Origin of the sequence: Pseudomonas sp. CVAP#3, from assembly GCF_018986375.1 — a bacterium.
Lineage (GTDB): Bacteria > Pseudomonadota > Gammaproteobacteria > Pseudomonadales > Pseudomonadaceae > Aquipseudomonas > Aquipseudomonas helvetica.
The window spans coordinates 177963-199483 of record NZ_JAHMSC010000009.1 but is presented as its reverse complement, the minus strand read 5'-3'; the positions used below and the strand labels follow the sequence as shown (position 1 = coordinate 199483).

Sequence of the window (21521 nt, the reverse complement as noted above, 5' to 3'; positions counted from 1 at the left end):
CAGTTAGTCGAGGTCGCCCATGATCCTGCCGGCGAACCCGAACACCCGGCGATGCCCGGCCAGGTCCACCAGCTCGACCTCGCGGCTCTGCCCCGGTTCGAAGCGCACGGCGGTGCCGGCCGGGATGTTCAGGCGCATGCCACGGCTGGCGGCGCGGTCGAACGTCAGGGCGTCGTTGGTTTCGAAAAAGTGGTAGTGCGAACCGACCTGAATCGGCCGGTCGCCGCTGTTGGCCACGGTCAGGTTCAGGGTGCGACGGCCGGCGTTGAGCTCGATGTCGCCTTGCTTGATCTGATATTCGCCAGGAATCATTCGGGTTGTCCCAGGGTCTTGTAGTAGATGGCGGTCGGGGTGTAACGACCGTCCGGGCTTTGGCAGTAGTTCGGCAGCTCACCGACACGGGTGTAGCCCAGGGATTGATAGAACGCTTCGGCCGCCGACCCCGCTTCGGTGTCGAGGTACAGCAGGCCACGTTTGTGCTGGCGCGCGGCAAGCTCCACAGCATTCATCAGTTGTTGAGCCAGGCCGCGTCGCCGCGTGTCATGGCGCACCTGGAGCTTTTGCACTTCGGCGCGATTGCGGCCGTTGGCTTTCTGGCACAGGGCCAGTTGCACGCTGGCCAGGACCTTTTCATCGTGAACCACTACCCACAGCAACAGACTGCCGTCCTCGAGCCCGGCCTGGACACTGTTGATGTAGGCGCGGGCCTGGGCATCATCAAGGTCGGCCATGAAGCCGATCGAGGCGCCGTGCTGCACGGCGTCAAACAGCAAATCGATCAAGCCCTGACGGTAGTGCGCAAAGCTTTCGGTGTTCACGCGTCGCAGTTGGGCAGTGTTCATGACATATCACTCCTTGTTGGCGACGGGCGGCTCCGCGCCCGGATTGAGGATCAGCTGCATGAAGGTCAGGTCGAGCCAACGGCCGAACTTGGTACCGACTTGCGGCATGTGCCCGGTGGTGGTGAATCCGGTCCGTTCGTGCAGGCGAATCGAGGCGGCGTTAGCGCTTTCGATGGCGGCGACCATCACGTGCTTGTTGCAGCCCCTGGCGCGTTCCATCAGCACGTCCATCAGCTGTGGGCCGAGGCCATTGCCGCGCTGATCGCTGCGCACGTACACCGAATGTTCGACGGTGTGGCGGAAACCGTCGAACGGCCGCCAGTCACCGAATGAGGCATAGCCGAGCACGCTGTTGTCGGCGTCGACAATCACCAGAACAGGGTAGCCCTGGGATTGCCGGGTGTTGAACCAGGCCTGGCGGTTAGCGAGGTCGACGGCCTGTTCGTTCCAGATCGCGGTCGTATTGAGGACAGCGTCGTTGTAGATGTCGCGGATCGCCGGCAGGTCGGCGTATACGGCATCACGAATGTGATAAGTCATGGCGCAGCCTCAGACGATGGGTTGGTGGACGGTGACCAGTTTGGTGCCGTCGGGAAAGGTCGCCTCGACCTGGATCTCCGGGATCATTTCCGGGATGCCTTCCATCACTTGCTCGCGGTTCAGCAGGGTGGTGCCGTAGTGCATCAGTTCGGCGACCGTCTGGCCGTCACGCGCGCCTTCGAGCAGCGCCGCGGAGATGTAGGCCATCGCTTCCGGGTAATTGAGTTTCACGCCACGGGCCAAACGCCGCTCGGCGACCAGGCCGGCGGTGAAGATCAGCAGCTTGTCTTTTTCGCGTGGGGTCAGGTCCATTTGGAATCCGTCAGGGCAGTTTTGTGGGTTTTTTGCGGGTGAGGGGTGTCAATTAAATCCACCCCTCACCCTAGCCCTCTCCCCAGAGGGGAGAGGGGACTGATCTCGGTTGTTTGCTGTGGCCGGGTCAGTCAGTTGCATTTTTGTGCCTGGAACATATTTGCAAATCGCATCGGACAAGCTCCCTCTCCCCCCTGGGGCGATACGGCGTTCCGGGAGGGCGGGGGGTGAGGGGTGGCCCTCAAGTACTCCATATTCTTGGTGGGACTGCTTCGCGGCCGAGCAGGGCCGGTCTGAGCAATTTCCACAAATCAATCAACCAGCCTCGCGCCAACAGCGCTTCACTGGCCAGGCAACGGGCGATTAACAGCCCCGGCAACTGCGTCAGATCCCCGCGCACCTCATTGGGCAACGAGCGGCATTTCTCCAGTAAATCGCTATCGATTTCACCCGTCACCAGCAACGTCGCAAACACCGGCTGGCCATCCAGCCCTATCGGCGAATCAAGCAAGCCGTCATCCCCGACAATGCGCTGGCGTTCGTGCCAGAGCAACTGGCCGTCGCGGCGGATATCCAGCTGTGACTGAAAGTGCCCGCGCTCGAAGCGTTCGCCGCTGGCCGGGCGACCCAGCGCCACGACGTCCCAAAAGAACAGCCGTGCGTCACCTTGCAGTTCAATAGAAGTGCGGAGTTCAGCCTGGGCGGCGCTGAACACGATGGTTTCTTGCGGCAGCCACTCCAGCGTGGCACCGGCCGCGACGTTCAAGTCGAGTTGCTGGTAGGCCGGCCCGGCGGCGCGATACCACTTGGCAGCGCCAGGGCTGGTCAGCTGCGCCCAGGCATCGGCACCGACGCAGGCCGTAATGTCCAGCCGATCACCACCGGCAATGCCGCCGGGCGGGTGAACGATGATGTGCTGGCACACCTCGGGGCCTTCGGCGTACAGGTGTTTTTGTACGCGCAGCGGACCCTTGTGGCGGCGCTGGACCGGACGCGTGCTGTCGCCGAAGCGGGCGTAACCGAGCTCCAGCTCGGCGTGCCAACTGGGCGTGAACGGTGTTGCAGTGATTGAAGTGGGAGCAAGGACAGTCATATGTCTTTATTTATCGTCAGGACGTTACAGACTAGATCGTAACCAACCCGCGCACACCCTCGGCTTCCATATTTTCTCCGCGGCCTTGCTGGACGATCTCGCCCCGGGACATTACCAGATACTGATCGGCCAGCTCGGCGGCGAAGTCGTAGAACTGCTCGACCAGCAGGATCGCCATGTCACCTCGTGCGGCGAGCTTTTTGATCACCGCGCCAATTTCCTTGATCACCGACGGCTGAATGCCTTCGGTAGGCTCGTCGAGGATCAGCAAGCGTGGCCGACTGACCAGCGCGCGACCGATGGCCAATTGTTGTTGCTGGCCGCCCGACAAGTCGCCACCGCGACGCTGCTTCATTTGCAGTAACACCGGGAACAGCTCGTAGATGAACGCCGGGACTTCCCTGGCCTCGGAGCCCGGGAAGCGCGACAGGCCCATCAGCAGGTTTTCTTCCACGGTCAGCCGCCCGAAAATCTCCCGGCCTTGCGGCACGTAAGCGATGCCGGCATGAACCCGTTGATGCGGCTTGAACGAGGTGATCGGTTTACCTTCCCAATTCACCGCGCCTTCCTTGGCTGGCAACAGACCCATCAGGCATTTGAGCAGGGTAGTCTTGCCGACTCCGTTGCGCCCGAGCAGGCAGGTGACTTCACCGACCTTCACCTCAAAGCTCAGGCCCCGCAGGATGTGGCTACCGCCGTAATACTGGTGCAGCTTGTCGACTTGCAGCATGTTCAATTCCCTCTCAGCGACCGAGATAAACCTCGATCACCCGCTCGTTGTCCTGCACCTGTGCAAGTGACCCTTCAGCCAGCACGCTGCCCTGATGCAATACGGTGACGTGGTCGGCAATCGAGCCGACAAAGCCCATATCGTGCTCCACCACCATCAATGAATGCTTGCCGGCCAGGCTTTTGAACAGCTCGGCGGTGAACTCGGTTTCGGCGTCGGTCATGCCCGCCACCGGTTCATCGAGCAGCAGCAGTTGTGGGTCCTGCATCAGCAACATGCCGATTTCCAGAAACTGCTTCTGCCCGTGCGACAGCAGACCGGCCGGGCGATTGACCGAGGTGGTCAGGCGAATGGTCTCCAGCACCTCACAGATGCGATCTTTCTGTTCGCCACTCAGGCGAGCCCGCAGGCTGGCCCACACCGACTTGTCGGTTTTCTGCGCCAGTTCGAGGTTTTCAAACACGCTCAAGGCTTCGAACACGGTTGGCTTCTGGAACTTGCGGCCAATCCCGGCCTGGGCGATCTGCACTTCACTCATCCGTGTCAGGTCCAGGGTTTCACCGAACCAGGCCTTGCCGTGACTGGGCCGGGTCTTGCCGGTGATCACATCCATCAGCGTGGTTTTGCCGGCGCCGTTGGGGCCGATGATGCAGCGCAGTTCGCCGACACCGATGTACAGGTTCAAATCGTTCAGTGCCTTGAAACCATCGAAGCTGACGCTGATGTCCTCAAGGGTGAGGATGGTGCCGTGGAGGGTGTTCAGGCCTTTTTCGACACGTTGCCCGAGACCGATGGCGTCGCGGCTGCTACCGGCGTCCTTGTTGGGCTCCGGTGGAAAAAAGACTGGTTCGAGCATGAACTCGGCTGTTGGAGCTGCTCTCATTTCTATAAGCCTCATTGTTCGCCCCTTTTCTTCAGCAAGCCGATCACACCTTTGGGCAGGTACAGGGTCACGATGATGAACAGCGCGCCGAGGAAGAACAGCCAGTATTCGGGAAAGGCCACGGTGAACCAGCTCTTCATGCCATTGACCACACCCGCGCCGAGCAGCGGCCCGATCAACGTACCGCGCCCGCCGAGCGCGACCCACACGGCGGCTTCGATGGAGTTGGTCGGCGACATTTCGCTGGGGTTGATGATCCCCACTTGCGGCACGTAGAGCGCACCGGCGAGGCCGCATAGCACCGCGCTCAAAACCCAGACAAACAGCTTGAAACCGCGTGGGTCGTAGCCGCAGAACATCAGGCGGTTTTCCGCATCACGCAGGGCGGTCAGTACCCGGCCGAACTTGCTTTGTGCCAGGCGCCAGCCGATGAACAGACTGGCCACCAACAGCAGCACCGTGGCGACGAACAGCACCGCGCGCGTGCCCGGTTCGGTGATGCCGAAGCCGAGAATCGTGCGGAAATTGGTGAAGCCGTTGTTGCCGCCAAACCCGGTCTCGTTGCGAAAAAACAGCAGCATCCCGGCGAAAGTCAGGGCCTGGGTCATGATCGAGAAGTACACGCCCTTGATCCGCGAACGGAAGGCGAAGAAGCCGAACACCAGCGCCAGCAAACCCGGCGCCAGCACCACCAGGCACATGGCCCAGATAAAGCTGCTGGTGCCGGTCCAGTACCACGGCAGTTCGGTCCACGAGAGGAAGGTCATGAACGCCGGCAGGCCATCGCCCGAAGCCTGGCGCATCAGGTACATGCCCATGGCGTAACCACCAAGGGCGAAGAACAGGCCATGACCCAGGGACAGCAAACCGGCGTAACCCCAGACGAGGTCCAGGGCCAGGGCGACGATGGCGTAGCAAAGAATCTTGCCCACCAGCGTCAGGGTGTAGGCAGAAATGTGTAGCGCACTGTCCGGTGACAACAGCGAGAGAAGCGGCAGCGCCAGCAGCAGCGCGAGAATTACCGCGCCCAGCACTATCGTGACTTTGGGGCCGGCCTTTTGTGTGGCCGTGAGCATCAGGGGCTGGTTCATCAGTCGATCACCCGTCCTTTGAGTGCAAAGAGTCCTTGCGGGCGTTTCTGAATGAACAGAATGATCAGCGCGAGGATCAGGATCTTGCCGAGTACGGCGCCGATTTGTGGTTCAAGAATCTTGTTGGCGATCCCCAGGCCGAAGGCGGCGAGCACGCTGCCGGCCAGCTGACCAACACCGCCGAGCACCACCACCAGGAACGAGTCGATGATGTAGCTCTGACCGAGGTCCGGGCCGACGTTGCCGACCTGACTCAAGGCCACGCCGCCAAGCCCGGCGATGCCCGAACCGAGGCCGAAGGCGAGCATGTCGACGCGCCCGGTAGGTACGCCGCAGCAGGCGGCCATGTTGCGGTTCTGGGTGACTGCGCGCACGTTCAGACCGAGGCGGGTCTTGTTCAGCAGCAGCCACGTCAGCACCACCACACACAGTGCGAACGCGATGATCACGATGCGGTTGTACGGCAACACCAGATTAGGCAGTACCTGAATCCCGCCCGAAAGCCAGGCCGGGTTCGCCACTTCGACGTTCTGCGCACCGAACAACAAACGCACCAGTTGAATCAACATCAGGCTGATGCCCCAGGTGGCGAGCAGGGTTTCCAGCGGTCGGCCATAGAGGTGGCGAATCACCGTGCGCTCCAGCGCCATACCGACGCCGGCGGTGACAAAAAACGCCACCGGCAAAGCGATCAGCGGATAGAACTCGATGGCTTGCGGGGCGAAGCGCTGGAACAGCAACTGCACCACGTAAGTGGAGTAAGCCCCGAGCATCAGCATCTCGCCGTGGGCCATGTTGATCACCCCCAGCAGGCCGAAAGTGATCGCCAGACCGAGGGCCGCCAGCAGCAGGATCGAGCCCAGCGACATGCCACTGAAGGCCTGGCCGAGGAGCTCACCGATCAGCAGTTTGCGTTTGACTTGCGCCAGGCTGGTTTCGGCAGCTGTGTGCACCGTGGTGTCGGCTTCGACGCCGGGTTGGAGCAAACCTTCGAGACGGGTACGGGCCAGCGGATCGCCGGTTTCCCCCAGAAGGCGCACTGCGGCGAGGCGCACGGCCGGATCGGCGTCTACCAGTTGCAGATTGGCCAACGCCAGGCTCAGGGCGGCGTGAACGCTTGGGTCTTTTTCGCCAGCCAGTTGCTGGTCGAGGAATTTCAGTTGCGCCGGTTTGGCGCTTTTTTGCAGTTGCAGCGCGGCACTCAAACGCACTTTGACGTCAGCGGCGAGCAGTTGATGACTGGCCAGTGCAGTGTCGATCAAGCCCCGCAAGCGATTGTTCAGGCGCAGGGTCTTGGCTTCACCGTCGACGGTCAATTGGCCTTGTTGCAGGGCATTGATCAGTTCGATGCGGGCCGGGTCGGGTTGCGCGGCCCAGCTTTCCAACAGCTTGGCTTGCTGTACGGGATTGGCCGCGACGAAGTCTTCGGCGTCCCCGGCATGGGCGGCCATCGGCAACAGCAGTGCGATGGCGAGGATGAAGCGGTAAAGGGCAGTGGGCATTAGCGGTGTTCCTGTTCAATCGACCCCTCACCCCAACCCTCTCCCCAGAGGGGCGAGGGGGCTGACCGAGGTGGTTGGCCGAGCAACTGCGACCTGCAAGTAGGGAGCGAACTCGGGCTTTGAAAAGCATGGAGATCGGCTCCCTTTCCCCCTCTCCCCCTTGGGGAGAGGGCTGGGGTGAGGGGTGGATCTCAAACCCACCCGAAATTCCAGATCCGCCTCAGTTGCTCTTCACCGCATACTCCGGCTTCTTGTCGTTACCCGGTATGAACGGGCTCCACGGCTGGGCGCGGATCGGGCCTTCGGTCTGCCAGACCACGTTGAACTGACCGTTGGCCTGGATCTCGCCGATCATCACCGGTTTGTGCAGGTGGTGGTTGGTTTTGTCCATGGTCAGGGCGTAGCCCGACGGCGCGGCGAAGGTCTGGCCGGCCAACGCTTCGCGGACCTTGTCGACATCGGTGGACTTGGCTTTTTCTGCGGCCTGCGCCCACATGTGGATGCCGACGTAGGTGGCTTCCATCGGGTCGTTGGTCACCGCTTTGTCGGCGCCCGGCAGGTTGTGTTTCTTGGCATAGGCTTTCCAGTCGGCGACGAACTTCTGGTTCACCGGGTTTTCCACCGATTCGAAGTAGTTCCACGCCGCGAGGTTGCCTACCAGCGGTTTGGTGTCGATGCCGCGCAGTTCTTCTTCGCCCACCGAGAAGGCCACGACCGGAACATCGGTGGCTTTCAGGCCCTGGTTGGCCAGTTCTTTATAGAACGGTACGTTGGAGTCGCCGTTGACCGTGGAAATGACCGCCGTCTTGCCGCCCGCCGAGAATTTTTTGATGTTGGCGACGATGGTTTGATAGTCGCTGTGACCGAACGGCGTGTAGACCTCTTCGATGTCCTTGTCGGCCACGCCTTTGGAGTGCAGGAACGAGCGCAGGATCTTGTTGGTGGTGCGCGGGTAGACGTAGTCGGTGCCGAGCAGGAAGTAGCGCTTGGCGCTGCCGCCTTCTTCGCTCATCAGGTATTCCACCGCAGGGATCGCCTGCTGGTTCGGCGCGGCGCCGGTGTAAAAGACATTCGGCGACATCTCTTCGCCTTCGTACTGCACTGGGTAGAACAGCAAGCCGTTGAGCTCTTCGAACACCGGCAATACCGATTTACGCGACACCGAAGTCCAGCAGCCGAACACTACCGCGACCTTGTCCTGGGTCAGCAACTGCCGGCCCTTTTCCGCGAACAGCGGCCAGTTCGATGCCGGGTCGACCACCACCGGTTCGAGCATCTTGCCGTTGACCCCGCCCTTGGCATTGATTTCGTCGATGGTCATCAGCGCCATGTCTTTGAGCGAGGTTTCGGAGATCGCCATGGTCCCGGACAACGAATGCAGAATCCCGACCTTGATGGTCTCGGCGGCCTGGACAGTCCAGCTCATACCCATCGCGGCAATGCTTGCCGAGAGTGTGAAAGCCTTGATCAAACTGCGACGCTTCATTGTGCGATCTCCATGAACTTATGAGTTTTCTTGGTTGGCAGATGCGAACTACTGAAGGGTCTTTAGCAAGGGCTGTGCCTGGTCGGAGAAAGGCAGGGAAATGTCGTGTTAGAGCGGTTGCGCGGTTTGGTGATGCACCATGAGGTGACAGGCTCGATGTGCTGGTGCGTCGCCATGCGCCACCTTGGAGCAAGAACCGAGCGCCGACCCTGTGGCGAGGGAGCTTGCTCCCGCTCGGCTGCGAAGCAGTCGCAAACCCAGCGCATGCGTTGTATCTGATGGAGTGCGGTCGCAGGTTTTAGGGCCGCTTTGCAGCCCAGCGGGAGCAAGCTCCCTCGCCACAATTGATCGCGCCGACCTTAGCGGCGGCGCATCAGGCCGATGAAGAACAGTCCGCCAATCGCCGCCGTAGCGATGCCAATCGGCAAGTCCTCCGGGGCGATCAGAGTCCGTGCCGCGACATCGACCCACACCAGAAACACACTGCCGAGCAACACGCACACCGGCAGCAATCTGCGGTGTTCCGCCCCGACCAGACGCCGGGCAATGTGCGGCACCATCAGCCCGACAAAACCGATCGAACCGCTGATCGACACCAGTACCCCAGTCATCAGCGACGCTATCAAAAACACCCGCAAACGCACGGTGCGAGCATTCAGGCCGAGTGTGACCGCGGTTTGCTCGCCAGCCATCAAGGCATTCAGCGGCCGGGCCATGCCCAGCAGTAAAACCAGCCCGAGCAGAACGCTGGCCGTCGGCACTGCCAGCAATTCCCAGCGCGCCAGCCCGAGGCCGCCGAGCATCCAGAACATCACCGCAGAACTGGCGCGGTGATCGCCGAGAAACAGCAGCAGGTTGGCGATCGCCATCATCACGAATGACACGGCCACCCCGCACAGCAGCAGTCGATCACTGTCCAGCCGACCGTTGCGGTTGGCGATTATCAGCACGACCAGCATGCTCAGCAACGCACCGATAAACGCGGCGATCGGTAAGGTCAGCAGGCCGACGATCTCGCCCACATGCAGCACCACGATCACCGCACCAAGGGTCGCGCCGGACGTTACGCCGAGCAAATGCGGGTCGGCCAGCGGATTGCGCGTGACCGCCTGCAGCACCGCGCCGATCAGCGCCAGCCCCGCGCCCACCAACGCCCCGAGCAGCATGCGCGGTACGCGAATCAGCCAGACGATATGCTCTTGCCCGGCGCTCCAGTTCACCTCGCCAATCCCGAATGCCTGATGCAGCAGAATCCGCCAGACCACGTCCACCGGCACCCTTGCTGCTCCAAAGCCCAGCGACACCACACAAGACACCAGCAACAGCGCGCCAAGGGCAACCAGCAACAAGGCATAGCGACGATTGATCATTCGCCGTGGAAACCCTTGGCCAGGGTTGCAACCGCCTGTACGTTGTCGATCCCCGGTGTGGCTTGCACATAAGGAATGACGATGAAGCGCTGGTGCTTGATCGCATCCACCGATTGCAGGGCCTTGTTGTTGAGCAAAAACTGCTCCTTTTGCTCGGCACTGACTTCGCCGTAGTCGACGATCACGATCACCTGCGGGTTGCGCTCAACCACGTTCTCCCAGTTGACCCGGGTCCAGCTCGCGTCGACATCATCGAGAATATTGCGCCCGCCCGCGGCGTCGATCAGCGCTTGCGGCATGCCCAGGCGACCAGAGGTCATCGCCCGGTCTTCACCGCTGTCGTAGAGGAACACGCGCGGTTTTTCCGTTGGCAGGTCCTTGCGAGCTTCGGCCACTTGCGCCTGCATGTCGCTGATCAACCGGTTGGCGCGATCCTGCACGTCGAAGATCTTTCCAAGGTTGCGCAGGTCGTTGTAGGTGTCATCCAGGCTGGCCGCCGGGCGCTTCATCACGAAGGCGCAGGACTCGCTCAGTTCATAGACGTTGATCCCCAGCGGCCCGAGGGTTTGCGGGGTCAGGTCGCCGCCAATGCGCATGCCGTAATCCCAGCCGGCGAAGAAGAAATCGACGTTGGCGTTGAGCAGGGTTTCCACCGATGGGTACTTGGCCGCGAGTTCCGGCAGGCCGTCGAGAATGCTCTGCATCTCGGGTGTCACGGCTTTCCAGCCACTGATCCCGCTGTAGCCGACCATCCGGGGCTTGAGGCCGAGGGCGAGCATCATCTGGGTCATGTTGATGTCATGACTGAGGGCGTGTTTCGGTGCCTCCTTGAAGGTCACTTCACGGTTGCAACTCTGAATCGTCAACGGGTAACGGGTCGCTTCGGCGAATGCCTGGGCGCTGCCCAGCAGCAGGGCGATGGACAGGCTGGAGCGGAGCAGGGTGCGCAAAGTCATGTTGGGTTATCCAGGTAATTCGGGGGTAGCCGGACAGCGGGTGTTCATCGATCAGCGCTTCGACGCCGAACACCTCACGCAGCAGCGTGGTGGTCAGCACTTCTTTTGGCGTGCCGCTGGCGACGATGCGTCCGTGGTCGATCACGTACAGCCGATCGCAGAAGGCAGCGGCCAGGTTGAGGTCGTGGATGCTCGCCAGGGTGCCGATCTGCAAGCGCTTGACCAGTTGCAGCAGTTCCAGCTGATAGCGTGGGTCGAGGTGGTTGGTCGGCTCATCGAGGATCAGCAATTGCGGTTGCTGAGTCAGGGCGCGGGCGAGAATGACGCGTTGTTTTTCGCCGCCCGACAGCGTGGCAAAGGCGTGATCTTCGAAGCCTTTGAGGCCCACTGATTCCAGTGCCTGCCCGGCGATCCGACGGTCTTCCAGCGTATCGCCATCGAACAGGCCTTTGTGCGGTGTGCGGCCCATGGCGACCACTTCCTCGACGGTCAGGCCGAAGGCATCGGGGAACTCCTGCAACACCACGGCGATACGTTGCGCACACCAGCGCGACGACTGCTTCCAGACGTTGTGATGAGCCAGGTGCACCTCACCGGATTCGGGTTTACTGAACCGGTAGGCACAGCGCAGCAGGCTGGTCTTGCCGCTGCCGTTGGGCCCGATCAAACCGACGAACTCGCCGGCTGCCACGTGCAGGCTGGCCTCACGCAGCTGGAACTGGTGATGACAGTGACCATGGCCCAGCGGTGTCCAGGCGAGATGGGTGAGGTTCAGCGAGGTCATGCAATTCCTTTCGATGGTTCCCTGTGGCGAGGGAGCTTGCTCCCGCTCGACTGCGAAGCAGGCGCCATGGCCTGTTTCACGATCAAATGGAGGGTTTCGATTTTGATTTAAGGGCCGCTACGCGACCCAGCGGGAGCAAGCTCCCTCGCCACAACAGCCCTAGAGCCGCAACAGTGCGTTGGCCGGGCATTCTACAGCGCCAGTCGCTGCACGCATCTCGCTGTATTCAGGATGAAGATGAGGCCGATTCAGGCTGGCGGTTCAAGCGCGACAGCAGCACTCGGTCCAGCAGCCACACCGCGATCAGCGAAGCGCCCACCAACGGGAATATCACCGCCAATGCGAGGATGACCACCACCCCGGTTTTCCAGGTCGGCAGGTCATGGCGCAACGGCGGAACACCGAGCTTGCCCTGGGGGCGGCGCTTCCACCAGATCACTACACCGCTGACGGCGCTGAGCAGGATCATCAGGCAGATCAGCAACACGACGATCTGGTTGAACGGCCCGAACAGTTTGCCTTCATGCAGCATCACGCCCATTTCCGTGGCGCGGGCAACGTTGCCGTAATGCTGCCAGCGCACGTCGGCGAGGACTTCACCGCTGTACTGGTCGACATGCAGGGTGGCGTCGTTGCGTGGGTCGTCGGCGAACACGGCGATGGTGAACACGCCGCTGGCGGTGGTCGGAAAGGTGATGCTGTAACCCGGTTCGACCTTGCGTTGAACGGCGATGTCCTGCACGTCTTGCAGGCTGATGGTCGGCGGCGCCGGGGCGCTGCTGCCGCCGTTGTGCGCCATGTGTTCGGCGTGGTCACCGGACATCGGCATCGGCGTGTTTTCCATGGCCCAGGGCACGGTCTGGCGCGTTGCGGTGTTGAGGCTGCGGGCTTGCTGGTCGGATTTCGGCACGTTATTCCACATGGCTGCCGGGAAGCGGTTCCAGACTTCAGCGTATTGCTTGCCCCAGAAACCGGTCCAGGTCATGCCGCTGAGCAGCATCACCAGCAGAAACGCCGCGCCCCAGAACCCGGTCACGGCATGCAGATCACGCCAGAGCACACGTCCGCGGCTGCTGAATCGCGGCCAGACGATCCCCGCGCCGGTTCGCCCGCGTGGCCACCACAGGAATACCCCGGAAACCACCAGCACTACGCCCCAGCCAGCCGCGAGTTCGACCAGCCGATCACCGACGGTGCCGATCATCAACTCGCCGTGAATCGCCCGGGCGATGGCTTGCAGGTTTTTCTTCGCGTCCTGCTCGCCGAGGATATCGGCGTGATACGGATCGATGAAGACGTTGAGCTCGCTGCCGGCATTTTTAACGACAAACTGCGCACTGCGTTCGGCATTGAGCGGTGGCAGGTACTGCTTGATCTGGCCCTGTGGATAAGCCTCTTTGACACGGCGTAGCAACTCGTCGGCGCTGACGGTGTGATGGCCGGCCGGCACATTGAGCAGGCTGCCGTACATCAGTGGGTCGAGTTGCGGTTTGAACAGGTAAACGATGCCGGTCAAGGCCAGCATCACCATGAACGGTGCAACGAACAGCCCGGCATAAAAATGCCAGCGCCAGGCCAGGTTGTAGAAATTCGGTTTGGGTTGGTTCATCAGGTGCTCCGCTTGGCGTGGATCTTTGTTGTTTGTTTGCGGTCGCTGCGCAACCGATCGCAGGCGAGCCTTGCTCCTACGGGGATGTGTCGATCACGAATGTTATGAACGACACAAATCTGTAGGAGCAAGGCTTGCCTGCGATGTGTTTTAGAAGCTCATATCGACCTTGGTCCAGAACGTGCGCCCTGGTTCGTTGATCGCTTGCGGGTCATTCGCCGGGTAGCCAAACCCGGCGTTGCCGGCCAGGTTCAAGTGCTCGGCGTACGCCTTGCCAAACAGGTTGTCGACGCCGGTACTGACCTTCCAGTGTTTGTCGATCCGGTAGGCGCCGTTGAGCGAGAACACACCGAAACCCGGGCTCGTGCCGTAATCCTTGCCGACCACGTTGCCCTTGTTCTGCTCGATGCGGTTTTGCGCCGCAACCACTCGCCACAAGGCGCCGGCGCTCCAGTTGTCTTCGCTGTAGGTCAGGCCGAAACGCGCATCCAGCGGCGGCATTTGCGGTAGTGCTGTGTCGTGGGTGGTGTCTTTGCCCCAGGCGTAGGCCAGGGTCGCATCGGCTTTCCAATGGGAGGTGAGGTTGTAGGCTGCGCCGAGTTCACCGCCCATGATGCGTGCGTTGATGTTTTCGGCCCGAGAGGTCATGCCCATCATGCCGGGGGTGTAATCGAACAGGATGTAGTCGTGTACTTCGCCGACATAACCCGAGGCCCAGGCTTCGAGGTCCTGGGTTTTGTATTGCAGGCCGAAGTCGAGCTGGGTGGTTTTCTCGGGCTTGATCGAATCGAAGGCGTTGAGCGAACCGGCAGGGCCGGATTTTGGCGAGAACAGCTCCCAGTAATCCGGGAACCGTTCAGCGTGGCCGAGACCGGCGTAGAGCGTGGTCGGGCTGTCCGCCAGATCATGCTCATAGCGCACGAAACCGCTCGGCAAGGTATCGGCACGGCTCTTGTCGGCGGTCGGGTTTGGTCGGCTCATCATTCCGGAACCGATGGCCTGGCGAAAATCCTTGGCCGAGGCACGGTCCAGTCGTGCCCCGCTGATCAGGCGATCACGGTCGGCGGCGTACCAGGTCAGCTCACTGAAAGCGCCGTAGTTATGGAAGTCCGCATCTTTGTTACTCGGCACGTCCTTGTAGGTGTCGATGCCCATGGCGGCGCGCTGACGGTGTTCGTTGGTTTGCGCATCGATGCCGCTGATCAACTGCACATCGGCCCAGCGCCAGGTGGCCTTGATCCGTGCACCGAGGGTGCGGCGGTCGACGTTGGAGGCCATCGGGCCGGCCATCATCCCGGTACCGGATGGCGTGCGCAGCGTGTAGTTGTCCATCACATGGTCGGCGTAGTTGTAGTAGACCTGCGCCTCGACTTTATCCAGTACTTCGCCAAGGTTCGACTTCTCGAAACGCAGGCCCAGGCTTTCGCGCTTGAACTGCGAACCGTCCATGCCGCGGCCGGCCGAACGTGCTTCGCCGTCGCCCTTGCCGGCAGTCAACTCCAGCAGCGTGTCGGCATCCGGCGTCCAGCCCAGGGCGACATCGCCGTTCCATTTGTCGTAGCGCGACGGCACGGTGTCGTTGTTGCCGTCGCGGTAATCGTCGGCGTGAGCGGTGTTGCCGATCACCCGGATGTAACCCTGTGGGCCACCGGCAGCGGCGTCGACGAGTTTGTCGAAACGTCCGTTGGAGCCCGCCAGCAGGCTGGCGTTCACCCGGGTGCCCAGCTCGCCGAAGCTTTCCGGCTCGCGGTCGAACAGGATGGTGCCGGCAGAAGCGCCAGGTCCCCAGAGTACGGTTTGCGGGCCTTTGATCACTGTCAGCTTGTCGTAGGTTTCCGGTGAGATGTAGGAGGTCGGGGCGTCCATGCGGCCTGGGCAGGCACCGAGAATCATGCCGCCGTTGGTGAGAATGTTCAGCCTTGAACCGAACATGCCGCGCAGCACGGGATCGCCGTTGGTGCCGCCATTGCGAACCAGCGCGAAGCCGGGGATGGTCTTCAGGTAATCGCCGCCATCGCTGGCCGGCACCGGTTGGCGCGGGTCCTTGGGGTTGGTGACGATGGTCAGCGGCGAACTTGGGGCGATCGCGGTAATGACCGTTGGGCTCAGTTCTTCGGTGTGTTGGCTGTGGTCAACCGGTTGCTCGGCCGCGCTGGCCAACGGGGAAAGCAGGGCGCCGCACAGAATGGCAGTGGCCTGTTTGAAACGGGCGCGTGGCGCGTTCAGGGCGAAAAATGCTTGAGCAGCGCTCAAGCGTGTGTCAGCAGAAAACCTGGACATAAAGGTTCCATCAATCAGTCGTCAACAACACGGCCAGCAGCCTGCGGCTGTCGTTCTCTACAGTCGGCCGTATGAGTAGTGGTGTGGGTGTTTACGCGACGATGGGCGGGGCGCGGGTGCGGGCGCCGGGGAAGACGGTTTGCCGGGCATGGCCCAGGCGGGGGGAGGGGCTGATGAAACTGTGGGCGGAAGGTGTGTCGAAGGCAGCGAACGACAGGCTGCCGGGCAGCGCGGGGCAGTTGAAGAGCAGGCTGCAATAGCCGCACTTTTCCCAGAGCGCGTGGTGATCGGGTTTTGGTGCGCAGTGTTCGGCAGCCGCTTGCGCGTTTTGCTCGGCGTGGGCGTTCGCCGACATGTCCATGCTCATGTCCATCGACATGTTCATAGGCATCGGCATGCGTTGATCCATCGGCATCGACTGAGAAATCAGTGGGCCGATAAAGATCATCAACATGGCGAACAGGCTGATCCAGCTACCGCGTGCAACCTTCAACGAGGTGCGGCGCGGCACTGACCGCCTGACGCTGAGCGAGCGCCGTGCGTTCACAGGTTTTTCAGGCTGTGATTACTGAGCGTGCATGTGCGCTTCGGTGCCGGCGGGAGGTTGTTTCTGTACGGCGACCTCGACGGTCACATCGCCGGACTTTTCGAAATGCAGGGTCAGCGGGAAGCGTTTGCCGTCGCGGAGCAGGCTGCGGTCTTTGAGCTCCAGCAGCATCACGTGATAAGCCATCGGCGCGAACGTGATGTCGCCGCCCGCTGGAATCTCGACGCTCGGCACTTGCTGCATTTTCATCAAATCACCTTGCATCACATGCTCGTGCAGCTCGGCAATGCCTGCGATCGGCGAAGCAACGCTGAGCAGGCGGTCGGCGGTTTTGCCGTTGTTGTGAATTACGAAATAGGCAGCAACCGTTGGTGCGTTGGGCGGTAGCTCTTGCGACCAAGGGTGTGCGATTTCCAGTTCGCCGGCTTTGTATTCATGGGCATTGGCAAAGCACGCGGGCAGCAGCAGGGCGGCCAGAACGATGAGTTTCTTCAACATGGCAGTTCTCCAGAACGATTAGACACGCAGATCAATTGCGAGGGTAATCAGACCAGAGGAGAGGCTCGAGGATTGAGGCTTGGCCATTGCTGGCGTGGCGTGGGGATGTCGAGGGTCGGCGTCGGTCGGCTTCGATTGGCCTCGAAACGCGCGAAATACAGCTGCGGAACATGGCCCGGCAACGCCATCAGAGGCGCCGAACCTGAGCAGCACCAGCAATGCTGCATATTTGAATGATCGTCGTTTGAAGGGGCTTTTTGTTCAAGTTTGCCCAGCGAAATCGCCACCATTTTCGTCCCGCTGGACGAGCAGAAACTGCCCCACAACAATTGCTCGGCCGGCGACTGACTGGCACCTTGCGCCATCGCGCCGGACATCGGCATGGCGAGCATATTGAACAGCACTGCGAAGCAGGCGATCCAGGCAAATGCTAGCCGTTGTCGGGACATGGGTCATATCCGGTTGGGTGGGTGATCAAGCCGGGTATTTAGCCTGATCGGGGGCGATAAGTAAAAAACCGCCGTGCGGTGTGGTGTCGCAGCGCCTTGATCAACAAGTGCAAAATGCGGTGAGCGAGTTCCGGCTCACCGTTTCGAAAGAGTGTAGCGGCTTCGTTTTGTAATGCCCGGGCGAATTCCGGGTCTCGGTTGATTCGAGCAATGATTGTATGAAAGACGTTTCGGCTGCAGGCCATAATCGACACTTGATCAGTTGCGTGTTTATCTGCGGAAGTCGCGGGTGGAAGGTTTTGAGCTCGGCTTATATCTGACAGGGCTTCGCGGAAAAGCTCGCCATCGCCGCTATCTTCTTCAATGCAGGCTTGAAGATAGGCGGCAATTTCTCCAGGGCTTTGAATAAAGTCTACGGGATCGAAACGGGTAAATGTGATTGCCATTTTCATTCTCGGCGCGGTTTATGCCGAGAACCATAAGCTTGAGCAGGGAAATGAAACAGTCGGCTCGTTCCTGAGATGTTGTCCGTAAAGTCGTACAGCTTTATCCGGGTGTACTCATCGCATTTAACACCTCAGCCACACTCCCAAACTCCCGATCAACCCCCGGCAACACTGGCCGCTTGAGGATCAACACCGGCACCCGGCGTTCGCGGGCCACTTCAAGCTTGGGTTCGGTGGCGCTGCTGCCGCTGTTTTTGCTGATCAGCACATCGATCTGCCGGCGTTCGAACAGCGCGCGTTCGTCTTCGATGAAAAACGGTCCGCGTGCGCCGATCACTTCGCAGCGCTCGTTGCCTGGATAAACCTCCAGCGCGCGCAAGGTCCAGAACTGCTCGGGCGGGATTTCATCCAGGTGCTGCAACGGTTCGCGGCCCAAGGTAAACAACGGACGCTTGAACGGTTTCAGTGCTTCGATCAGTTCGGCCCAGTCGCTGACTTCGCGCCAGTCATCCCCGGCCTGCGCTTGCCACGCCGGACGGCGTAGCGCCCAGCACGGGATGCCGCTTTGTTGTGCGGCGGTGGCGGCGTTCTGGCTGATTTGTGCGGCGTAGGGGTGGGTGGCGTCGAGCAGCAGATCAATGCCTTGAGCCTCGATGAATTGCGTCAGGCCTTCAGCGCCGCCATAGCCGCCGACGCGTACTTGGCAGTTCAGGTCGGTCGGCACCCGACCCACGCCCGCCAGGCTGTAGATGTGTTGCGGGCCGAGGGTTCGGGCAATCGCCAAGGCTTCGGTGACACCGCCGAGCAGCAACAGACGTTTCATTGGAAAGCTCCGGCATGACCGACGATGCCACCCTGGCGATCGATGGCAAACACTTCGACCTGAACCTGCCTGGGCACTACGCTGCGGGCGAAATCCAGCGCGTGCTGGCACACCGCATCGCCAAGGGCGATACCGGCGGCGCTGGCCATCGCCAGGGCTTGCTGGCTGGTGTTGGCCTCGCGGATGCCTTGCTGCAATGCTGCGTCTGCGCCAATGTTTGCGGCCCATTCGGCCAGTTGCGGCAGGTCGATGCTGGAGTGGCGACTGTGCAAATCCATATGTCCGGCGGCGAGTTTGCTGATCTTGCCGAAGCCGCCGCAAATGCTCAGTTTATCCACAGGCACTTTGCGCAGATGTTTGAGTACTGCACCGACGAAGTCGCCCATTTCGATCAGGGCGATTTCCGGCAGGTCGTAAACCCGGCGCATGGTGTCTTCGCTGGCGTTGCCGGTGCAGGCGGCGATGTGCAGGTAACCGTTGGTTTTGGCGACGTCGATGCCCTGGTGGATTGAGGCGATGTAGGCCGCGCAAGAGAACGGCCGAACGATGCCGCTGGTGCCGAGGATCGACAGCCCGCCAAGAATACCCAATCGCGGGTTCATGGTTTTCAGCGCCAGGGCCTCGCCGTCCTCGACATTGACCGTCACCTCAAAACCGCCGCCGTAGCTGAACTCCTGAGCCAGCAGTAGCAGGTGGTCGGTGATCATCTTGCGCGGCACTGGATTGATCGCCGGTTCGCCGACGCTCAATACCAGCCCCGGGCGCGTGACAGTGCCGACGCCTTTGCCGGCGCTGAAACGAATACCGGGTTCGGCCATCAAGCGCACCTGACTGTAGAGCAACGCACCATGGGTCACGTCCGGGTCGTCGCCGGCATCCTTGATGGTTCCGGCTTCGGCACCGTCGGCAGTCAGTCGACAAAACTCCAGGCGCATCTGTACCTGTTTGCCTTTGGGCAGCACGATTTCCACCGCGTCGCTAGTCACCGCGCCAAGCAGCAGGCGCGCAGCCGCGAGGCTGGTCGCGGTGGCGCAACTGCCGGTGGTCAGGCCGCTGCGCAGAGGCGCGGGTTGTTCGGCGGTTTCGTCACGCATCGAAGGGTTTAACCACGTCCAGCAAGGTGATCGGCAACGCCTGGCGCCAGGTGTCGAACTCTCCCAGCGGCTGAGCCTGAGCGATATGAATCCGCGTCAGCTCGCCACCGTGTTGTTCGCGCCAGGCCATCAAGGTCATCTCGCTTTGCAGGGTGACCGCGTTGGCGACCAGCCGACCACCGGGTTTGAGCTGCGCCCAACAGGTGTCGAGCACGCCATCGCGGGTGACGCCGCCACCGATGAAGATAGCGTCGGGTCGCTCAAGACCGGCCAACGCCTGCGGCGCGCTGCCACGAATCAGTTGCAGGCCGGGCACGCCGAGGGCGTCGCGGTTGTGTTCGATCAGTTGCTGGCGGCCAGCATCGGCCTCAATGGCCAGCGTGCGGCAACTCGGGTGCGCACGCATCCACTCGATGCCGATCGAGCCGCTGCCGGCGCCGACATCCCACAACAGTTCACCGGGCACCGGCGCGAGACGGGCGAGGGTGATGGCGCGGACATCGCGTTTGGTCAGTTGGCCGTCGTGCTTGAAGGCCGAGTCCGGCAAGCCAGCCAGGCGCGATAGGCGCGGCGTGTTCGGTTCGGCGATACATTCGATGGCGACCAGGTTCAAGTCAGCGATCGCCGGGTCGGTCCAGTCGCTGGCGATGCCATCGACGCGTCGTTCGCTCTCGCCGCCCAGGTGTTCCAGCACGGTTATTCGGCTCGGCCCGAAACCGCGTTCACGCAGCAGCGCGGCAATCGCGGCAGGGCTGTGTCGGTCATTGCTCAACACCAGTAAACGAACGCCGCTGAACAATTGAGCGTTCAGCGCTGCGATTGGCCGGGCAACCACCGACAGCGTGACGACTTCTTGCAACGGCCAGCCCATCCGGGCGGCAGCGAGAGAGCAGGAGGATAGCGCGGGCAGGATCAGCATTTCATCGCTCGGCACTTGCCGTGTCAGGCTGGCGCCCACGCCGAACAGCATCGGATCGCCACTGGCCAGCACACATATAGGCTCACCGCGTTGCGCCAGTACTGGCTCAAGGGAAAACGGACTCGGCCAGGGCTGGCGCTCACCACGGACGTACACCGGCAGCAGATCCAGTTGCCGTTGGCCACCGAAAATCCGCGAAGCACCCAGCAGCGCGCGCCGAGCGTTCTTGCCCAGGCCGTTGAAGCCGTCTTCACCGATGCCTAGCACTGTCAGCCAAGGGGTCATGCCAATCCTCTGCTCAAAAACGCGGTCAATAAGGGCGCGATGATAACGCAGCTTTGCTGAGGTGATGCCGGTCAGTTCACCTTGTACATCCGGTGATGCCTATAGGCGTACCGGTAGTAGAAGTGATGAGTTGTTGGTGGGTAGTGGCGTTGATATCGATTGTTGTAGTTGCAGGATGGTGTGAAGGGTAGCGGTCGTTTAGTGTTGAACGTTCGAATGCAGTATTTATGTGTCAAGCAGATGGTCGAATATAGTTAATAACTCAAGGATGAATTTGAATGAAAGAGTTGGACAACAAAGAACCCGGTGCGTCGATCGTGGGTAATAGTCTTATTACCTGTGTGGCGGGATTGTCCCGGGAGGAGAAACGCGATGTCAGATACAGCGTACGACTGGCACGCTGGGCGGCTGATGGAAAATACGACTACGCTGCCCAGCTTGACGACTGGTTTCTGCACTTCGCGGGTACCCTGAAGTTTTTGGGGTGGGTCCCCTCCGGCGACGCCATTACCGAAATACATCACCCGAATTTTTACGGCAGCGTTGCTGAGGTCTACTTGACTTCCCTTATCGCGGGGGGTAGCACGGCACAGGCCGATGTTACACGTGCGGCCTTCGATGCATTGCACACCGATAAACCTGCCCTCAAGGAATTTTCCTCGTCAGGCCCTGAGGGGGGAGACTTTCAGATACTGCCGGTAGAACGCGATGATCAGCAACGTTTGAAATTGACCGTCAACAATTTCAGGTTGCGTTCGCGTTTAGTGCCTGAGGCGTTTCTGTTCTTTAAATGGGAAGAGCGCGTAGCGAAGTTGCTGCAGCATTATGGCCGTTTTCTTCTTGATCGCTCGGTGTTCGAACAACACCGGGTGTTCCTGGAAAGGCGTATCAAGGAAATTGCCATCTCGGAGTTAGAACTCAAACTCCAGTAGACTTATCGCCATCGGTGTCAGGGAGCGTTCATTCGTCGACTCCGTGGGCA

The 21521-nt window shown here is 61.1% G+C and carries 22 protein-coding genes and 1 pseudogene; 1 reads left to right on the top strand and 22 read right to left on the bottom strand.

The window, feature by feature from the left end; genetic code table 11:
- Positions 1 to 3 precede the first annotated feature (3 nt).
- From KRR23_RS17500 to cbiE, 22 genes and pseudogenes are all read right to left on the bottom strand, one after another.
- On the bottom strand, positions 4 to 312 hold the full coding sequence (locus KRR23_RS17500) for an urease subunit beta (RefSeq protein WP_216743512.1): 309 nt from the start codon (positions 310 to 312) through the stop codon (positions 4 to 6).
- Positions 309 to 842 (bottom strand): GNAT family N-acetyltransferase, encoded by a 534-nt coding sequence (locus KRR23_RS17495; RefSeq protein WP_054595412.1) that lies wholly within the window; start codon positions 840 to 842, stop codon positions 309 to 311. Before KRR23_RS17495 ends, KRR23_RS17500 begins: the two co-directional genes overlap by 4 nt.
- Positions 843 to 848: 6 nt before the next feature.
- On the bottom strand, positions 849 to 1382 hold the full coding sequence (locus KRR23_RS17490) for a GNAT family N-acetyltransferase (RefSeq protein ID WP_216743511.1): 534 nt from the start codon (positions 1380 to 1382) through the stop codon (positions 849 to 851).
- Between the two features lie 9 nt (positions 1383 to 1391).
- On the bottom strand, positions 1392 to 1694 hold the full coding sequence (gene ureA / locus KRR23_RS17485; protein ID WP_019693787.1) for an urease subunit gamma: 303 nt from the start codon (positions 1692 to 1694) through the stop codon (positions 1392 to 1394).
- 241 nt (positions 1695 to 1935) lie between these two features.
- Entirely contained in the window at positions 1936 to 2787 is an 852-nt protein-coding gene (locus KRR23_RS17480; RefSeq protein WP_216743510.1) for an urease accessory protein UreD, read from the bottom strand.
- A gap of 31 nt (positions 2788 to 2818) precedes the next feature.
- The gene (gene urtE, locus KRR23_RS17475) at positions 2819 to 3517 is read right to left on the bottom strand and encodes an urea ABC transporter ATP-binding subunit UrtE (RefSeq protein ID WP_216743509.1); all 699 of its coding nucleotides are present in this window, start codon (positions 3515 to 3517) and stop codon (positions 2819 to 2821) included.
- A gap of 13 nt (positions 3518 to 3530) precedes the next feature.
- A complete protein-coding gene (urtD, locus tag KRR23_RS17470) occupies positions 3531 to 4373 on the bottom strand; it encodes an urea ABC transporter ATP-binding protein UrtD (RefSeq protein WP_216743508.1) in 843 nt (280 codons plus the stop codon).
- Positions 4374 to 4411: 38 nt separating this feature from the next.
- Positions 4412 to 5491 (bottom strand): urea ABC transporter permease subunit UrtC, encoded by a 1080-nt coding sequence (gene urtC, locus KRR23_RS17465; protein WP_216743507.1) that lies wholly within the window; start codon positions 5489 to 5491, stop codon positions 4412 to 4414.
- Positions 5491 to 6993: an urea ABC transporter permease subunit UrtB gene (urtB, locus tag KRR23_RS17460; protein WP_216743506.1), complete on the bottom strand. Its 1503-nt coding sequence runs from the start codon at positions 6991 to 6993 to the stop codon at positions 5491 to 5493. Before urtB ends, urtC begins: the two co-directional genes overlap by 1 nt.
- Positions 6994 to 7213: 220 nt before the next feature.
- Positions 7214 to 8479 (bottom strand): urea ABC transporter substrate-binding protein, encoded by a 1266-nt coding sequence (gene urtA / locus KRR23_RS17455; protein ID WP_216743505.1) that lies wholly within the window; start codon positions 8477 to 8479, stop codon positions 7214 to 7216.
- A gap of 359 nt (positions 8480 to 8838) precedes the next feature.
- Positions 8839 to 9849: an iron ABC transporter permease gene (locus KRR23_RS17450; protein WP_216743504.1), complete on the bottom strand. Its 1011-nt coding sequence runs from the start codon at positions 9847 to 9849 to the stop codon at positions 8839 to 8841.
- Complete coding sequence (locus KRR23_RS17445) at positions 9846 to 10805, bottom strand: ABC transporter substrate-binding protein (protein WP_216743503.1); 960 nt, start codon at positions 10803 to 10805, stop codon at positions 9846 to 9848. Before KRR23_RS17445 ends, KRR23_RS17450 begins: the two co-directional genes overlap by 4 nt.
- A 1-nt stretch (position 10806) precedes the next feature.
- Positions 10807 to 11589 (bottom strand): annotated as a pseudogene (locus tag KRR23_RS17440) (ABC transporter ATP-binding protein); the annotation flags it as partial.
- Between the two features lie 226 nt (positions 11590 to 11815).
- Positions 11816 to 13198 (bottom strand): PepSY domain-containing protein, encoded by a 1383-nt coding sequence (locus KRR23_RS17435; RefSeq protein ID WP_216743502.1) that lies wholly within the window; start codon positions 13196 to 13198, stop codon positions 11816 to 11818.
- Positions 13199 to 13348: 150 nt separating this feature from the next.
- On the bottom strand, positions 13349 to 15478 hold the full coding sequence (locus tag KRR23_RS17430) for a TonB-dependent copper receptor (RefSeq protein ID WP_216743501.1): 2130 nt from the start codon (positions 15476 to 15478) through the stop codon (positions 13349 to 13351).
- 91 nt (positions 15479 to 15569) lie between these two features.
- On the bottom strand, positions 15570 to 15989 hold the full coding sequence (locus KRR23_RS17425; RefSeq protein WP_103316991.1) for a DUF2946 domain-containing protein: 420 nt from the start codon (positions 15987 to 15989) through the stop codon (positions 15570 to 15572).
- Positions 15990 to 16043: 54 nt separating this feature from the next.
- Positions 16044 to 16523 (bottom strand): copper chaperone PCu(A)C, encoded by a 480-nt coding sequence (locus tag KRR23_RS17420; RefSeq protein ID WP_216743500.1) that lies wholly within the window; start codon positions 16521 to 16523, stop codon positions 16044 to 16046.
- 47 nt (positions 16524 to 16570) lie between these two features.
- A complete protein-coding gene (locus KRR23_RS17415; protein ID WP_216743499.1) occupies positions 16571 to 16972 on the bottom strand; it encodes a DUF2946 domain-containing protein in 402 nt (133 codons plus the stop codon).
- Positions 16973 to 17010: 38 nt separating this feature from the next.
- Positions 17011 to 17418, bottom strand: coding sequence for a DNA-binding protein (locus KRR23_RS17410; RefSeq protein ID WP_216743498.1), 408 nt, complete (start codon positions 17416 to 17418; stop codon positions 17011 to 17013).
- Positions 17419 to 17518: 100 nt separating this feature from the next.
- On the bottom strand, positions 17519 to 18241 hold the full coding sequence (locus KRR23_RS17405; protein WP_216743497.1) for a cobalt-precorrin-6A reductase: 723 nt from the start codon (positions 18239 to 18241) through the stop codon (positions 17519 to 17521).
- Positions 18238 to 19335: a cobalt-precorrin-5B (C(1))-methyltransferase gene (locus KRR23_RS17400; RefSeq protein WP_216743496.1), complete on the bottom strand. Its 1098-nt coding sequence runs from the start codon at positions 19333 to 19335 to the stop codon at positions 18238 to 18240. Before KRR23_RS17400 ends, KRR23_RS17405 begins: the two co-directional genes overlap by 4 nt.
- Positions 19328 to 20539, bottom strand: a complete 1212-nt coding sequence (gene cbiE / locus KRR23_RS17395; RefSeq protein WP_216743495.1) for a precorrin-6y C5,15-methyltransferase (decarboxylating) subunit CbiE — start codon at positions 20537 to 20539, stop codon at positions 19328 to 19330. Before cbiE ends, KRR23_RS17400 begins: the two co-directional genes overlap by 8 nt.
- Before the next feature lie 278 nt (positions 20540 to 20817).
- Here cbiE and KRR23_RS17390 point away from each other — a divergent pair, with 278 nt between their 5' ends.
- On the top strand, positions 20818 to 21471 hold the full coding sequence (locus KRR23_RS17390; protein WP_216743494.1) for a hypothetical protein: 654 nt from the start codon (positions 20818 to 20820) through the stop codon (positions 21469 to 21471).
- Positions 21472 to 21521 lie beyond the last annotated feature (50 nt).

Bases quoted from the DNA above. Each gene is read 5' to 3' on its own strand.
- KRR23_RS17500 (WP_216743512.1), bottom strand. From the start codon at position 312: ATGATTCCTGGCGAATATCAGATCAAGCAAGGCGACATCGAGCTCAAC.
- KRR23_RS17495 (WP_054595412.1), bottom strand. From the start codon at position 842: ATGAACACTGCCCAACTGCGACGCGTGAACACCGAAAGCTTTGCGCAC.
- KRR23_RS17490 (WP_216743511.1), bottom strand. From the start codon at position 1,382: ATGACTTATCACATTCGTGATGCCGTATACGCCGACCTGCCGGCGATC.
- ureA (WP_019693787.1), bottom strand. From the start codon at position 1,694: ATGGACCTGACCCCACGCGAAAAAGACAAGCTGCTGATCTTCACCGCC.
- KRR23_RS17480 (WP_216743510.1), bottom strand. From the start codon at position 2,787: ATGACTGTCCTTGCTCCCACTTCAATCACTGCAACACCGTTCACGCCC.
- urtE (WP_216743509.1), bottom strand. From the start codon at position 3,517: ATGCTGCAAGTCGACAAGCTGCACCAGTATTACGGCGGTAGCCACATC.
- urtD (WP_216743508.1), bottom strand. From the start codon at position 4,373: ATGCTCGAACCAGTCTTTTTTCCACCGGAGCCCAACAAGGACGCCGGT.
- urtC (WP_216743507.1), bottom strand. From the start codon at position 5,491: ATGAACCAGCCCCTGATGCTCACGGCCACACAAAAGGCCGGCCCCAAA.
- urtB (WP_216743506.1), bottom strand. From the start codon at position 6,993: ATGCCCACTGCCCTTTACCGCTTCATCCTCGCCATCGCACTGCTGTTG.
- urtA (WP_216743505.1), bottom strand. From the start codon at position 8,479: ATGAAGCGTCGCAGTTTGATCAAGGCTTTCACACTCTCGGCAAGCATT.
- KRR23_RS17450 (WP_216743504.1), bottom strand. From the start codon at position 9,849: ATGATCAATCGTCGCTATGCCTTGTTGCTGGTTGCCCTTGGCGCGCTG.
- KRR23_RS17445 (WP_216743503.1), bottom strand. From the start codon at position 10,805: ATGACTTTGCGCACCCTGCTCCGCTCCAGCCTGTCCATCGCCCTGCTG.
- KRR23_RS17435 (WP_216743502.1), bottom strand. From the start codon at position 13,198: ATGAACCAACCCAAACCGAATTTCTACAACCTGGCCTGGCGCTGGCAT.
- KRR23_RS17430 (WP_216743501.1), bottom strand. From the start codon at position 15,478: ATGTCCAGGTTTTCTGCTGACACACGCTTGAGCGCTGCTCAAGCATTT.
- KRR23_RS17420 (WP_216743500.1), bottom strand. From the start codon at position 16,523: ATGTTGAAGAAACTCATCGTTCTGGCCGCCCTGCTGCTGCCCGCGTGC.
- KRR23_RS17415 (WP_216743499.1), bottom strand. From the start codon at position 16,972: ATGTCCCGACAACGGCTAGCATTTGCCTGGATCGCCTGCTTCGCAGTG.
- KRR23_RS17410 (WP_216743498.1), bottom strand. From the start codon at position 17,418: ATGGCAATCACATTTACCCGTTTCGATCCCGTAGACTTTATTCAAAGC.
- KRR23_RS17405 (WP_216743497.1), bottom strand. From the start codon at position 18,241: ATGAAACGTCTGTTGCTGCTCGGCGGTGTCACCGAAGCCTTGGCGATT.
- KRR23_RS17400 (WP_216743496.1), bottom strand. From the start codon at position 19,335: ATGCGTGACGAAACCGCCGAACAACCCGCGCCTCTGCGCAGCGGCCTG.
- cbiE (WP_216743495.1), bottom strand. From the start codon at position 20,539: ATGACCCCTTGGCTGACAGTGCTAGGCATCGGTGAAGACGGCTTCAAC.
- KRR23_RS17390 (WP_216743494.1), top strand. From the start codon at position 20,818: ATGAAAGAGTTGGACAACAAAGAACCCGGTGCGTCGATCGTGGGTAAT.